General features: G+C 72.2%; 11 protein-coding genes. 5 read left to right on the plus strand and 6 right to left on the minus strand.

The window, feature by feature from the left end:
* Nucleotides 1-24: 24 nt before the first annotated feature.
* The 6 genes from ACFQTY_RS05285 to ACFQTY_RS05310 form a co-directional block, all read right to left on the minus strand.
* On the minus strand, nt 25-789 hold the full coding sequence (locus ACFQTY_RS05285; RefSeq protein WP_378098213.1) for a helix-turn-helix transcriptional regulator: 765 nt from the start codon (nt 787-789) through the stop codon (nt 25-27).
* A gap of 74 nt (nt 790-863) precedes the next feature.
* Nucleotides 864-1,637 carry a respiratory nitrate reductase subunit gamma gene (narI, locus tag ACFQTY_RS05290; RefSeq protein ID WP_378098216.1) on the minus strand — a complete coding sequence of 258 codons (774 nt, stop codon included), beginning with the start codon at nt 1,635-1,637 and terminating at the stop codon, nt 864-866.
* Nucleotides 1,634-2,341, minus strand: coding sequence for a nitrate reductase molybdenum cofactor assembly chaperone (narJ, locus tag ACFQTY_RS05295; protein WP_378098219.1), 708 nt, complete (start codon nt 2,339-2,341; stop codon nt 1,634-1,636). Before narJ ends, narI begins: the two co-directional genes overlap by 4 nt.
* Nucleotides 2,341-4,008 (minus strand): nitrate reductase subunit beta, encoded by a 1,668-nt coding sequence (narH, locus tag ACFQTY_RS05300; RefSeq protein WP_378098222.1) that lies wholly within the window; start codon nt 4,006-4,008, stop codon nt 2,341-2,343. The genes narJ and narH overlap by 1 nt, the downstream gene beginning before the upstream one ends.
* A 55-nt stretch (nt 4,009-4,063) precedes the next feature.
* Nucleotides 4,064-7,849, minus strand: a complete 3,786-nt coding sequence (locus ACFQTY_RS05305) for a nitrate reductase subunit alpha (RefSeq protein WP_378098225.1) — start codon at nt 7,847-7,849, stop codon at nt 4,064-4,066.
* Between the two features lie 91 nt (nt 7,850-7,940).
* The gene (locus ACFQTY_RS05310) at nt 7,941-9,281 is read right to left on the minus strand and encodes a nitrate/nitrite transporter (RefSeq protein ID WP_378098228.1); all 1,341 of its coding nucleotides are present in this window, start codon (nt 9,279-9,281) and stop codon (nt 7,941-7,943) included.
* Between the two features lie 198 nt (nt 9,282-9,479).
* On the opposite strand from ACFQTY_RS05310, the gene fdxA reads away from it, so the two are divergent.
* The 5 genes from fdxA (at nt 9,480) to ACFQTY_RS05335 (ending at nt 13,984) form a co-directional block, all read left to right on the plus strand.
* On the plus strand, nt 9,480-9,824 hold the full coding sequence (fdxA, locus tag ACFQTY_RS05315; RefSeq protein ID WP_337973341.1) for a ferredoxin: 345 nt from the start codon (nt 9,480-9,482) through the stop codon (nt 9,822-9,824).
* Nucleotides 9,821-10,681, plus strand: a complete 861-nt coding sequence (gene modA, locus ACFQTY_RS05320; protein ID WP_378098232.1) for a molybdate ABC transporter substrate-binding protein — start codon at nt 9,821-9,823, stop codon at nt 10,679-10,681. Before fdxA ends, modA begins: the two co-directional genes overlap by 4 nt.
* A 97-nt stretch (nt 10,682-10,778) precedes the next feature.
* Nucleotides 10,779-11,558 carry a molybdate ABC transporter permease subunit gene (gene modB / locus ACFQTY_RS05325; protein ID WP_378098235.1) on the plus strand — a complete coding sequence of 260 codons (780 nt, stop codon included), beginning with the start codon at nt 10,779-10,781 and terminating at the stop codon, nt 11,556-11,558.
* A complete protein-coding gene (locus tag ACFQTY_RS05330) occupies nt 11,555-12,211 on the plus strand; it encodes an ATP-binding cassette domain-containing protein (RefSeq protein ID WP_378098238.1) in 657 nt (218 codons plus the stop codon). Before modB ends, ACFQTY_RS05330 begins: the two co-directional genes overlap by 4 nt.
* A gap of 159 nt (nt 12,212-12,370) precedes the next feature.
* Nucleotides 12,371-13,984: a methyl-accepting chemotaxis protein gene (locus ACFQTY_RS05335; protein ID WP_378098242.1), complete on the plus strand. Its 1,614-nt coding sequence runs from the start codon at nt 12,371-12,373 to the stop codon at nt 13,982-13,984.
* Nucleotides 13,985-14,019 lie beyond the last annotated feature (35 nt).

A 14,019-nucleotide genomic window follows, 5' to 3' on the forward strand; every position in this document is an offset into this window, starting at 1 on the left:
CCACCGCGGCCGGCGAACCCGTCCTCAGGCGGTGGCGGCGTCCCGCTTGGTCAGGTGCAGCGCGACCGTGCAGTGGTCCGGCCCCGCGAACGGCGTGAGCTCGGCCTCCACGTTGCCGTGCGACACCCGCTGCAGCACCTCGTCGATCAGACCGCGGTGCATCTGGCACACCAGCGGGCTGGGCACCTGGCCCTCGATCCGCAGCGGGCACTGGTGCAGCGTCAGCCGCCCGGGGGTCTCCTCGGACAGGGCGCCGTAGCCCAGGGAGCTGAGCAGCAGCCGCAGCCGGCCGCCGTGCACGTCGATCCGCTGCGGCTCGTCGAGCGGCTGACCGTTCTTGCCGGCGGGCGGCCCGGCCACGTCGACCATGCGCCGGGCCCACCGTGAGCCGATGTCCCGCGCCGCCGCCTCCGGGTCCGGCACCGTGTCGGCCAGGTGGTCCGCGACGGCGGCACAGACGTCCGCGAACTCGCGGGCCAGCGCGGACGGCTGCGCGGGGGCGACCGACCGGTAGGTCCACGACGGCCGGCCGCGGCCGACCGCGGGCCGACGGCCCCGGGCCACCAGGCCGGCGTCGAGCAGCGCCGCCATCGATTCGCGCACGGAGTTCGGGTGCAGGCCCATGCCCACCGCGAGCTCGGTGACGGTGACCGGCTCGGTGTACCGCGCGACCTCGCGCAGCAGGGTGTGCTGGGCGGGGGACAGCGCCTCGAGGGCGCGCATCAGCGTCTGCGGGGTGGTGGGCCCGTCCGGGGCATCGGGCTGGTCGTGCGTGGCGAGGCTGCTCATGTCGGCCGTGATCCTGTCATGCGAGGCGTCCGATCCAAGGATGCGCCCTTTCGCGCCGGGCGCCGGCACGGCGCTCATGCGCCCCGGGACCGGGCGCCGTCGCGGTCGGCGGAGCGCTGCACGGGCGCCCAGCCGCGGCGGCCGGCGGCCGCGGACACCGAGGCGCGCCGGGCGCGGTAGACGATGTAGGGGCGCGTCGGGTACTGCACCGGGATGGTGACGGCGTGCACCAGGCGCGTGAAGGGCCAGATCGCGAACAGCGCGAACCCGGCCAGGACGTGCAGCCGGAACGACAGCGGGACCGCCGTCATCAGCTGCGGCTCCGGCGAGAACGTCAGCACCGAACGGAGCCAGGGGCTGATCGTCTCGCGGTAGTCGTAGCCCTCCGGCCCGCCGAGCACCTGGTTGGCCACGGTCGCCCACGTGCCGAGCGCCACCGGCAGCACCAGCAGCACGTACATCACCTTGTCCCGCGTCGTGGTGGCCAGCGTGACCGACCGCACGGCGAACCGCCGGTACAGCAGCCCGGCCAGGCCGAGCACGGTGGCCAACGCCGCCACCGACCCGCCGATGGTCGCCGTCAGGTGGTAGACGTGCTGCGGGATGCCGACCGCCTCGGTCCACGTCTTCGGCACCAGCAGGCCGACGAAGTGCCCGCCGATCACCGCGAGGAACCCGAGGTGGAACGTCGGCGAGGCGGCCCGCAGGATCGGCTTCTCGTACAGCTGCGAGGAGCGGGTGGTCCAGCCGAACTGGTCGTTGCGCCACCGCCACACCAGCCCGCCGACCAGCAGCGTCAGGCAGATGTAGGGGTAGGCGACCCAGAGCAGGACGTCGGCGGTGGTCACGAGGGGGAGCTCCCGTCAGCGAGGGCGAATGCGGGTGCGAAGGGCATCGCGTCGGCGAAGGCGGACGTGGTGCCGACCATCTCGGCCGGCGGTCCCTGGGTGACCAGGCGCTGGTACCGCTCGTGCGTCGCGGCGTCCACCGGCGGGAGCGTGCGGCACAGCGCGTCGAGCAGGTGCGCGTAGGGGGAGCGGTACCCCCGCAGCGCCGAGCGCATCACCTCGATGCCCTCCTGGTGCGAGGCCAGCAGCTCCAGCACCAGCCGCTCGCCCGTCAGGCCCGACAGCTCCAGCACCAGAGGCAGGTAGTCCGCCAGCTCGTCGCGCACCTGCTCGAAGCCGAGCGCGCGCAGCACCGCCTTGAACCCGAGGATCGCCGCACCCCGCTGCCGGGTGTCGCCCACCGCGTAGTAGGACAGGTACAGCGCACAGCGACGGCGCTGGTCGAACGTGTCGACGTAGTGCTCCGCCATGGCCCGCAGCCCGCTGCGGCCGGCCCACTCGCAGAAGGCCTCCACGTCCTGCTGCACCAGCGGAGGCAGGCCGGCCATCGACTCGCGCGCGGCGCCCAGCGCGGCACCCGTCCGCTCGCCGGGGTAGTCCAGCAGCACGGACACCGTCATGTGCACGGTCCGCAGCTGCTCGGGGGTGCAGACGACGCGCGCGAGCTCCGGCAGCCGCGGGGCGTGCACCATGCGGGCGACCATCAGGCGTCCACCCCCGCGGCGGCCGGCGGGAACAGCCCGGCCTGGGCGGTGTCGCCGCTCCAGTCGAGCAGGTTGACGCGGCCCGGGGTCGGTGCGAGTCCCTCCGCCCCCGCCTTGGCCCGACCGCGGGAGGTGATCCGCAGGCCTGTCCCACCGCCGTGGAACGTCGAGACCGAGCACGCCTCCGGTGCACCCTCACCGGCGCCGACCAGCTCCTCGACCATGCCGGTCACGTCCTCGCCCAGCTCGGCGATGCCGCGCGGCGTCTCCGGGTGCGTGGTGGGGATGACGTACCGGTCGTCGTACTTGGCGATCGCGAGCAGCCGGTACATCGCCTGCACCCGCTCGCCGCTCATGCCGACGGCAGCGGCGATCTCCTCGTTCCCCTCGCGGCCCAGGTCCAGGTCGCGCATGTACGAGCGCATCGCGGCCAGCCGCCGCAGCGACCGCTCCACCGGCCTGGTGTCCCCGGCCGTCAGCAGCCCGGCGAGGTACTCCAGCGGGATGCGCATGGTCGACAGGGCCGTGAGCAGCACCTTGTGGTCCTCGCCGTCGTTGCCGGCGGCGGTCACGCGGTCGACCACCGGGGACAGCGGCGGCACGTACCAGACCATCGGCAGCGTCCGGTACTCCGGGTGCAGCGGCAGCGCCACCTCGTAGGTGTCGATCAGCGCCCAGATCGGGGAGTCCTGGGCGGCCTTGACCCACGAGTCCGGCACACCTTCGGCGCGGGCCGCCGCCACGACGGTCGGGTCGTACGGGTCGAGCAGGATCGAGCGCTGGGCCATGTACAGGTCCTGCGGGTCCTCGACCGAGGCGGCCTCGGTGACGCGGTCCGCGTCGTAGAGCAGCACGCCGAGGTAGCGCAGGCGCCCGACGCAGGTCTCCGAGCACACCGTCGGCTGACCGACCTCGAGGCGCGGGTAGCACAGCGTGCACTTCTCGGCCTTGCCGGTGGTGTGGTTGAAGTAGACCTTCTTGTACGGGCACGACGAGACGCACATCCGCCAGCCGCGGCACCGGTCCTGGTCCACCAGCACGATGCCGTCCTCGGCCCGCTTGTACATCGCGCCGGACGGGCAGGCCGCGACGCAGGTCGGGTTCAGGCAGTGCTCGCAGATCCGCGGCAGGTAGAACATGAAGGTCTGCTCGATCTCGGCGCGGACCTCGGTGCTGATCTTCGCCAGTACCGGGTCCTGCTGCATCGTCTCCGTGGAGCCGCCCAGGTCGTCGTCCCAGTTGGGGCCCCAGCCGATGGTGTCCATCGGCTTGCCGGTCAGCTGGCTGACCGGGCGCGCCACCGGGAAGTCCTTCGAGTCCTTGGGCGCCGAGAGCAGCTTGTCGTACTCGTACGTCCACGGCTCGTAGTAGTCGACGATCTCCGGCAGGTCCGGGTTGGCGAACAGGTTGGCGAACCGGGCGACGCGTCCACCGGACCGCGGCTTGAGCCGGCCGGAGCGGGTGCGCGTCCAGCCCCCCTTCCAGCGGTCCTGGTCCTCCCAGGTGTGCGGGTAGCCGACGCCCGGGCGCGTCTCGACGTTGTTGAACCACATGTACTCGGTGCCGGTGCGGTTGGTCCACGTCTGCTTGCACGTGACCGAGCAGGTGTGGCAGCCGATGCACTTGTCGAGGTTCATCACCATGGCGATCTGGGCCATGACCTTCATCGCGCTTCCCCTTCGCTCGTTCCGAGCTCCGGCGTGCGCTGCTCAGCGACTCTCATCAGAACTGCACCTCCTGCGAGCGCCGGCGGATCAGCGTGACCTCGTCGCGCTGGTTGCCCGTCGGGCCGATGTAGTTGAACGCGTAGCTCTGCTGCGCGTAGCCGCCGATCAGGTGCGTCGGCTTGATCAGCACGCGGGTCAGCGAGTTGTGGATGCCGCCGCGCTTGCCGGAGGTCTCCGAGAGGGGGGTGCCCATGGTCCGTTCCTGCGCGTGGTACATGAACACGGTGCCCTCGGGCATGCGGTGGGAGACGACGGCGCGGGCGACGACGACGCCGTTGCGGTTGGTCGCCTCGATCCAGTCGTTGTCCCGCACCCCGACCTTCTCGGCGTCCGCCGGGCTCATCCACACCACCTGGCCGCCACGGCCGAGCGTGAGCATGTGCAGGTTGTCGAAGTACTGGGAGTGGATCGACCACTTGTTGTGCGGGGTCAGGTAGCGGACCGCCACCTGCGCCTCGCCGCCGGCGGCCGTGCCGAGGTCACCGACGGCGCTCTCCCCGTACAGGTGGTGCAGGTCCAGCGGCGGCCGGAAGATCGGCAGCTGCTCGCCCAGGTCCCGCATCCAGTCGTGGTCCAGGTAGAAGTGCTGGCGGCCGGTGAGCGTGTGGAACGGCCGGGACCGCTCGATGTTCATCACGAAGGCGCTGTACCGGCGGCCGCCGTGCTCGGAGCCCGACCACTCGGGCGACGTCACCACCGGCTGCGGTCCGCCGCGCTGCAGGTCGGCGAACGTGGTGCGCCGGTCCTTGGACCCGTCGGCCAGGTCGGCGAACGCCGTCCCGGTGCGTCGCTCGAGGTCCGCGAACCCCTCCGCCGCCAGCCGCCCGTTGGTGGTGCCGGACAGCGCCAGGATCATGTCCGCCGCCTTGGCGTCGGTGTCGACCAGCGGCCGGCCGGCCGCCACCCCGCCGGCTGCGGTGCCGTTGCGGCGGCCCAGCTCGGCGATCTCCTGGTCCGGGTGGTAGTGCACGCCCTTGGTCACCATGCCGACGCCGTCGGCGAGCGGCCCGATCGCGTCGAACTTGTGCCGGATCGCGGTGTAGTCGCGCTCGATGGTCACCAGCTTGGGCATGGTCACGCCCGGCACCAGGCCCACCACCGAGACGTCCGGGACGACGCCGCCGGGGTTGGCGAGCTCGTCCGGGGTGTCGTGCGAGATGGGTGCCGCGACGACGTCCGTCTGTGTGCCCAGATGGCGCACGGCCATCTGGGAGACCAGGCCCGCCAGCGTCTGGAAGGCCTGGTAGTCGGTCCGGGCCTCCCACGGCGGGTCGATCGCCGCGTCGAACGAGTGCACGAAGGGGTGCATGTCGGTGGACGAGAGGTCGTTCTTCTCGTACCAGGTGGCGGCCGGGAACACGATGTCGGAGTAGAGCGTCGTGGACGTGTTGCGGAAGTCCATGGTCAGCAGCAGGTCGACCTTGCCGACCGCGGCCGCGTCCCGCCACACCATCTGCGCCGGCCGCCGGTCCTCCGGCACCTCGGCGGCCGTCACGGCGCTGTCCGACCCGATCACGTGCCGGTAGAAGAACTCGGCACCCTTGGCCGACGAGCCGAGCAGGTTGGTGCGCCACGACGTGAGCACCCGCGGGAAGTTCTCGGGGTCGTCCGGGTCCTCGCAGGCGAACCGCAGGTCGCCCGACTCGAGCTGGGACACCACCCAGTCCTTCGGGTCGACGCCCGCCTGGCGGGCCTCCTGCCCCAGCAGCAGGGGGGACCGGGAGAACGTCGGGAAGGACGGCATCCAGCCGCGCTTCATCGACTCGACCAGGGTGTCCGCCGTCGTCAGCCCGTCCAGCGAGCCCTCCGCCAGCGGCGACCCGATGCGGGCCACCGGCGTCCCGTCGTACCGCCACTGGTCGGTCAGCAGGTAGAAGAAGCCGGCGGAGATCATCTGCCGGGCCAGCCGCTGCCAGTCCAGCGCGAACGCGTACTGGGCGAACCCGGTGATCGGCCGGACCTTCTCCTGGCCGACGTAGTGCGCCCAGCCGCCGCCGTTGACGCCCTGCGTGGCGCACATCGTCGTCAGCGCCAGGAACGTCCGGTAGATCTCGTCGGAGTGGAAGAAGTGGTTGGTGCCGGCGCCCATCACGATCATCGAGCGGCCGCCGGTGTCGATCGCGTTCTGCGCGAACTCGCGACCGATCCGCTCGGCGGCCGCCGCGGGGACACCGGTCAGCTCCGCCTGCCACGCGGGCGTGCCGGGGGTGGAGGCGTCGTCGTAGCCCGTCGGCCACTCGCCCGGCAGCCCGTCGCGGCGCACCGCGTACTGCGCCAGCAGCAGGTCGTAGACGGTGGTGACGTACTCGCCGTCGGCGACACGCACCGCCGGGACGCCGCGGCGCACCACACCCGCGCCGACCGAACCCTCGCCGGGCCCGCCCGGCAGGTCGAACCGCGGCAGCAGCAGCTCCACCGGCTCGGCGCCCGGCAGGTCCTGCGCCGACAGCACCGGGTCGACGCCGGACAGGTCGAGGTTCCAGCGACCGGCGCCGTCGGGGCCGTAGTGGTCCGCCAGCGTGCCGCCCGGGTCGGCGATGCCGCCCTCGCGGTCCCACACCAGCGGCCGGAACGCGGCGTTCGCCGTGCTCGCCACGTCGGCGTCCCGCACCAGCGGGGACGTCGGGTCGAGGACCCCGCCGGCCGCGACGTCCGTCGCGACCAGGAACTTCCCGGGCACGAACGCGCCGTCGCGCGCCTTCAGCCGCACCAGGAACGGGCTGTCGGTGAACCGCCTCAGGTAGTCGAGGAAGAACGGCGTGCGCTGCCCGACGTGGAACTCGCTCAGGATCACGTGCCCCATCGCGGCCGCCAGCGCACCGTCGGTGCCGGGGGCGATCCGCAGCCACTCGTCGGCGAACTTGGTGTTGTCCGCGTAGTCCGGGGAGACGGCCACCACCTTCTGGCCGTGGTACCGCGCCTCCGTCATGAAGTGCGCGTCCGGCGTGCGGGTGACCGGGATGTTGGAGCCCCACATCACCAGGTAGCCGGCGTTGAACCAGTCGCCGGACTCCGGCACGTCGGTCTGGTCGCCGAACACCTGCGGCGAGGCCATCGGCAGGTCCGCGTACCAGTCGTAGAACGACAGCATGGTGGCGCCGAGCAGCTCGTAGAACCGCGCGCCGGCGCCGTAGGACACCATCGACATCGCGGGGATCACCGAGAAGCCGGCCAGCCGGTCCGGCCCGTACCGCTTGATCGTGTAGACGTGCGCGGCGGCGGCCATCTCGGCCGCCTCGTCCCAGCTCGCCCGGACCAGGCCACCCTTGCCGCGCGCCGACTTGTACGCCCGCGCCTTCTCGGGGTCCTCCACCACGTCCCGCCACGCGAGCACGGGGTCGCGGAGCCGGGCCTTCGCCTCGCGGTAGAGGTCGAGCAGCACGCCGCGCACGTACGGGTACCGGATGCGTGTGGGGGAGTACGTGTACCAGGAGAAGGACGCGCCGCGCGGGCAGCCGCGGGGCTCGTACTCCGGCAGGTCGGGGCCGGTGCTCGGGTAGTCGGTGGCCTGCGACTCCCAGGTGATCACGCCGTCCTTGACGTACACGTTCCACGAGCAGGAGCCCGTGCAGTTCACGCCGTGCGTGGAGCGCACCACCTTGTCGTGGCTCCAGCGGTCCCGGTAGAACCGGTCCGCCTCGCGGCCGCCGGTGAGGAACAGCTGCCGGGCGTCGGGGGACGCCTCGCCGCGGCGGAGGAACGAGCCGAACCGGTAGATCGGCGCGGCCGGGTCGGCGGTGGCGGCTGTCTCCGGTGCGGGGATGGCACGGCCTGCGGGCATGACGGGTCTCCGGTCTGGCGTCGGGACGGAGCCGGACGCCTGTTCACGGTCGGTGGGGTGCGCGGGTGGACCCGGACGGGGTCGTCGGGGATCAGCCCGGGTAGGGCGCCCTCGGCCGTGCGTAGTTGACCCACACCAGGACCGTGCAGATCGCGAAGTAGACGGTCGCGCCGATGAAGAACGACTTCGGCGTGACGGCGGTGAGCGAGACGCCGACGAAGAACGGTCCGAAGGAGGCGATCGCGGCGGTCCAGCCGATCACGCCGCCCGCCTGACGGGGCGGCAGGATCATCGGCATCTGCTTGAAGGTGCCGGCGTTCGCGATGCCGGTGAAGAAGAACATCACCAGCATCGCGAACAGGAACGGCCAGAAGTCGGCTGGCGACCGCGGCGAGAGGTAGACGGCCGCGACCGCGGCAGAGATCACCATCCCGACGCCGCCGACGAACGTCCAGATCGCCCCGCCGAACCGGTCGCACAGCGGTCCCCACATCGCCCGCACCAGCGAGCCGATCAGCGGGGCAAGGAAGGCGAACGTGCCGCCCAGCGGCAGGGTGGAGGCGGCGTAGTGCCCGCCGGTGGCGAACGGCGAGTCCTTGCCGAACGTGTTGTTGATGATCAGCGCCAGCTGGGCGGCGAACCCGGAGAACGCACCGAAGGTCATGATGTAGACGGCGGTCAGCACCCAGGTGTTGCGGTTGCCGAAGATGTCGATCTGCTGGCGGAAGTTCGCCTTGATCGGCACGTCGCGCAGCAGCCAGAACGCCAGGATCGAGGCCAGCACCGTCCACGGGACCAGCACGATCGCCGCGTTGTAGACGTTGAGCACGTGGCCGCTGCGCGCGTGCTGCGTGCCCACCATCTGCAGGCCCCACAGACCGAAGCCCATCACCCACGGGCCGAGGAACTGGATCAGCGAGACGCCGAAGTTGCCCAGCCCGGCCTGCAGCCCGAGGGCGGTGCCAGCCAGCCTCTTGGGGAAGAAGTACCCGGTGGACGGCATGTAGCCGGAGAAGCAGCCGCCGCCGATGCCCGTCAGCGCGGCGAGCACCAGGAGCCACCAGTACGGGGTCTTCGGGTTGCCCACCGCGGAGAACCAGCCGAGCATCGGGACCACCAGCAGGAGCGAGGTGATGCCCACCAGCTTGCGCGTGCCCAGCACCGGCGGCAGGAACATGTAGACGAGCCGGATCAGGCCGCCGGACAGGCCGGGGATCGCGACCAGCCAGTACAGCTGCGGCTTGGTCAGCGTGAAGCCGACCTCGTTCAGCTTGGGCGCGACCGCGCTGACCAGGTACCAGACGCAGAAGGCGATCAGCAGCGAGTACGTGGTCACCGCCAGCGTCCGCCAGGCGATCTTGCTGTCCCAGTGCTTCTCGTCCTCGGGGTTCCAGCCCTCGAGAACCCTGCCTGAGGTGGCCAGCTGAGCCACGCGATCCTCCTCGATCCGCTGCGATCCGTGCGGGGGGAACTTACTACGGGTGCGGCTGTGAAAATATCCTGTCCGCAGGTCGTCGCGCCACGTCCGGCGTGTCGCGGCGCCGACCGACCGTGCGCCCGTCGCCGGCGGACCTCGTCGTCCGCGGCACGGGTGCTCCGTCCAGCCCGTCGCAGAGCCAGTGGGAGAGACATGGTCTACGTGATCGCCGAGCCGTGCATCGACGTGAAGGACCGCGCGTGCGTCGCGGAGTGCCCCGTCGACTGCATCTACGAAGGTGGCCGGTCGCTGTACATCCACCCCGACGAGTGCGTGGACTGCGGCGCCTGCGAACCCGTCTGCCCCGTGCTCGCGATCTACTACGAGGACGACCTGCCGGCCGACTGGCAGGTCTACCAGGACGACAACGCCCGGTTCTTCGCCGAGCCGCTGCCCGGACGGGCCGCGCCGCTCGGGTCGCCCGGCGGTGCGTCGCGGACGGGTCCGACCGGGGTGGACACCCCGCTGGTGGCGGGTTTCGAGAGGAGGCGCGGATGAGCGCACGACGAGGGACGACGGGATGCGGCACGACGGCGCGGGCCCGGTCTGGACGGGCCGCCGCACGCGCCGTCCCGGTGGCCACCGCGGTCGGCCTTCTGCTGACCGCCTGCGCGGGCCCTGGCACCGGGGCGCCCGCCGGCACCGCCTCCGGCGCGCCCACCGGGTCGGCGTCGAGCCGGGCCCCGCTGACCGGCCAGCTCGTGGTGTTCGCGGCCGCCTCGCTGCAGCAGACCTTCACCGCCCTGGGTGACCGGCTGATGGCCCAGAACCCCAGCCTGCACATCATCTTCAACTTCGGTGCGTCGTCCACGCTGGCGCAGCAGCTGGAGCAGGGCGCCCCGGCCGACGTCTTCGCCTCCGCCAACCCCGCGACGATGAAGGCGGCCTCCGCGGTCACCGACCGGCCCGTCACCTTCGCGCACAACTCGCTGGAGATCGTCGTGCCGGCCGGGAACCCCGGTCACGTCACCGGGCTCGCGGACTTCGCCAAGCCGCAGCTGAAGATCGCGCTGTGCGCCGTCGAGGTGCCGTGCGGGTCGGCCGCCGCGACCGCGTTCGCCGCCGCGGGTGTCACCCCGGCGCCGGACACCTACGAGAAGGACGTCACGGCGACGCTGACCAAGGCGGTCCTCGGCGAGGTCGACGCGGCACTGGTGTACCGGACGGACGTGCGGTCCGCGGGCGACAAGGTGCAGGGCATCGACTTCCCGCAGGCGTCCGCCGCCCGCAACGACTACCCGATCGCCACCGTCGCCGGCGCCCGCAACCATGCCGCGGCGCAGGCGTTCGTCGACCTGGTGCTGTCCGCCCAGGGCCAGAAGGTGCTCACCGACGCGGGGTTCGACGCGGCCTGAGAGAGTTCAGGCAGGTCGGCGCCGCCGGCCGGGCACCGCCCGAGAGAGGGGACCCGTGGTGGGGCGCGTCCGACGTCACCGACGCAGCCGTCCGCCCGTGCTGCTGCTGGCGCTCGCCGCCGTCGCCGTGCTGTTCCTCGTCGGACCCTTCGTCGCCCTGCTGGTCACCGCCCCGTGGAGCCGGCTCGGTGGCCTCATCGCCTCCGGCCCGGTGCTGCAGGCACTGTGGCTGTCGTTGCGCACCGCGACGGCCGCCACGGTGCTGTGCCTGCTGCTCGGCGTGCCGCTCGCCTGGGTGCTCGCCCGGACCGCGCTGCCGGGCCGCGGGCTGCTGCGTGCCGTGACCACCATGCCGCTGGTGCTGCCGCCGGTGGTCGGCGGCGTGGCGCTGCTGACGCTGCTGGGCCGCCGCGGCCTGCTGGGGCGGCACCTCGACACCTGGTTCGGCATCACGGTGCCGTTCACGTCCACGGCGGTGGTGATCGCCGAGGCGTTCGTCGCGCTGCCGTTCCTGGTGCTGGCGGTGGACGGCGCGCTGCGCAGCGCCGACGAGCAGTACGAGCAGGCGGCCGCGACGCTCGGTGCGACCCGCTGGTACACGTTCCGGCGCATCACGCTGCCGCTGGTGGCACCCGGCGTGCTGGCGGGTGCGGTGCTGTGCTTCGCGCGGGCGCTCGGCGAGTTCGGGGCCACCATCACCTTCGCCGGCAACTACCCCGGCACCACGCGCACCATGCCGCTGGCGATCTACCTGGCGATGGAGCAGGACCCGGCGCAGGCCGTCGCCCTGTCGCTGGTGCTGATCGGCGTCTCGCTCGCGGTGCTGATCGGCCTGCGCACGCGGTGGCTCTCGGCACTCACCGGCGGTGCCTCATGAGGCTGGAGGCGCGGGTCGTGGTGCGCCGGCCGGCGTTCACGCTGGACCTGGCGCTGACCGTGCAGCCGGGGGAGACGGTCGCGCTGGTCGGCCCCAACGGTGCGGGCAAGTCGACGTTCCTGCAGGCGGTCGCCGGCCTCGTCGCGCTCGACGACGGGCACGTCGTCCTGGGGCCGCACGTGCTCGACGACGTGGCCGACGGCGTGCACGTGCCCACCGAGCTGCGCCGCTGCGGCCTGGTGTTCCAGCACCACCGGGTGTTCCCGCACCTGTCGGCGCTGGAGAACGTCGCCTTCGGGCTGCGTGCCCAGGGCGTGCCGCGTCCGGAGGCTCACGAGCAGGCGCGGCAGTGGCTCGACCGGGTCGGCATGCTGCCCCACGCCGGCCGGAGCGCGGCGCGGCTGTCCGGGGGCCAGGCGCAGGCGGTCGCCCTGGCTCGCACGCTGGCCGCTGAACCGGACGTGCTGCTGCTGGACGAGCCGTTCGCGGCGCTCGACGAGGCCGCGCGGCCGCTGCTGCAGGAGGTGGTCCGCCGGCACGCGTTGGACGGTGAGCGTCCGGTTGTGCTGGTGACCCACGAGCCGGCGGACGCCCGTGCGCTGGCGGACCGGGTGGTGCCGATGGTCGCAGGACGGGTCGCTGCGACGACCTGACGGGTCCCCGCCGGGACCTGTCTCGGTCGAGCGTCCAACTTCACCCTCGATTATCTGGGCACATGTCCAAGATCACATGGGCGACTCCTATACGGACCCCGGTATCGGCCGATCGGTCGACCAAGTGTCGGAAGGTCCGCCGCCCGAAGGGAGCTCGCCATGTCCACCGTCGTGCCTCCGGCGCCCCGCTCGCTGCTCAAGCGGCTGACCGCCGACTCCTCGATCGCCCTGAAGATCGGCCTCTGCCTCGCCCTGCTCGTCCTGCTCGCCGCAGGCCTGACGGGGTTGTCGGTGCAGCGGATGGACTCCCTGAACGTGGAGTCCGGGCGGCTGTACGACAGCACGACGGTGCCGCTGACGGCGATGATCGACCTCCAGCAGCAGTTCGCCGGGGACCGGGTCCGCAACGCGGAGGTGCCCGCGCTGAGCGGTGCTGATCTGACCGGGGTGATCTCGGAGCTGCAGGGCCGGTTCAAGGACACCCAGGCGCTGCTGACCAAGTACGAGCCGATGGCGTCGAGCCCCCAGAGCATCAAGGCCATCGAGACCGAGATGGCCTCATACCAGGCCGACTCCCAGAAGATGTTCGACCTGATGACCACCGGTGACCGCGCCGGCGCGCTCACCTACACGATGGGCGGACTGCGGGACCAGGCCACAGCCGCGAACACGGCGATCGCGGCGGAGGCGGCTGCGCTGACCAAGCTGGCCAAGTCCTTGCATGACACGGGTGCGGCGCAGGCGGCGTCGGCGATCCGGATCATGTGGATCGTCCTGGGCGGGGCGTCGGTGCTGGCGATCGTGCTGGGGATGGCGGTGCTGCGCGGGGTGCTGACGAAGGTCAACGCGGTCAAGGGCGCGCTGGAGGCGATGGCGGTCGGCGACCTGACCCGAGAGCTGGACCTGGACTCGCGTGACGAGGTGGGTCGGATGGCGCAGGCCCTGACGGCGGCGCAGGAGTCGTTGCGGGGGACGTTGAGCGTGGTGGCCGAGACGGCGGCTGCGGTGGCGGCGGCGGCGGAGGAGCTGTCGGCGGCCTCGGGTCAGGTCGCGTCGGGCTCGGAGGAGACGTCGGTGCAGGCGGGGGTGGTGGCGGCGGCGGCGGAGCAGGTGTCGCGCAACGTGCAGGCGGTCGCGGCGGGTGCGGAGCAGATGGGCGCGAGCATCCGGGAGATCGCCCAGTCGGCGACGGAGGCGGCGAAGGTCGCCTCGCAGGCGACGGGGGTGGCGGCGGCGGCGAACGAGTCGGTGGGCCGGCTGGGGGAGTCCAGTGCGGAGATCGGGAACGTGGTCAAGCTGATCACGTCGATCGCGGAGCAGACGAACCTGTTGGCGTTGAACGCGACGATCGAGGCGGCGCGGGCTGGTGAGGCGGGCAAGGGGTTCGCGGTGGTGGCCGGGGAGGTCAAGGACCTGGCGCGGGAGACGGCCAAGGCGACGGAGGACATCGCTCGTCGGGTGGAGACGATCCAGGCGGACACCGCCGGGGCGGTGACCTCGATCGGGCAGATCGGCTCGATCGTGGCGGCGATCAACGATCACCAGATGACGATCGCCTCGGCGGTGGAGGAGCAGACCGCCACGACCAACGAGATGTCCCGTGGGGTGACGGAGGCTGCGACGGGGTCGGGGGAGATCGCGCAGAACATCACCGCGGTCGCCTCCGCGGCCTCGACCAGCTCGCAGGTGCTGGGGCAGATGGGCGACTCCGTCGCCGAGCTGGCCCGCCTCTCGGCCGACCTGCGCACCCGCGTCGCCGCCTTCACCGTCTGACGCGTGAGCGGGACCGCTCCTCCTCTGGTGGCGGA

It is taken from the genome of Cellulomonas sp. T2.31MG-18 (assembly GCF_964266755.1).
Classification (GTDB): domain Bacteria; phylum Actinomycetota; class Actinomycetes; order Actinomycetales; family Cellulomonadaceae; genus Cellulomonas.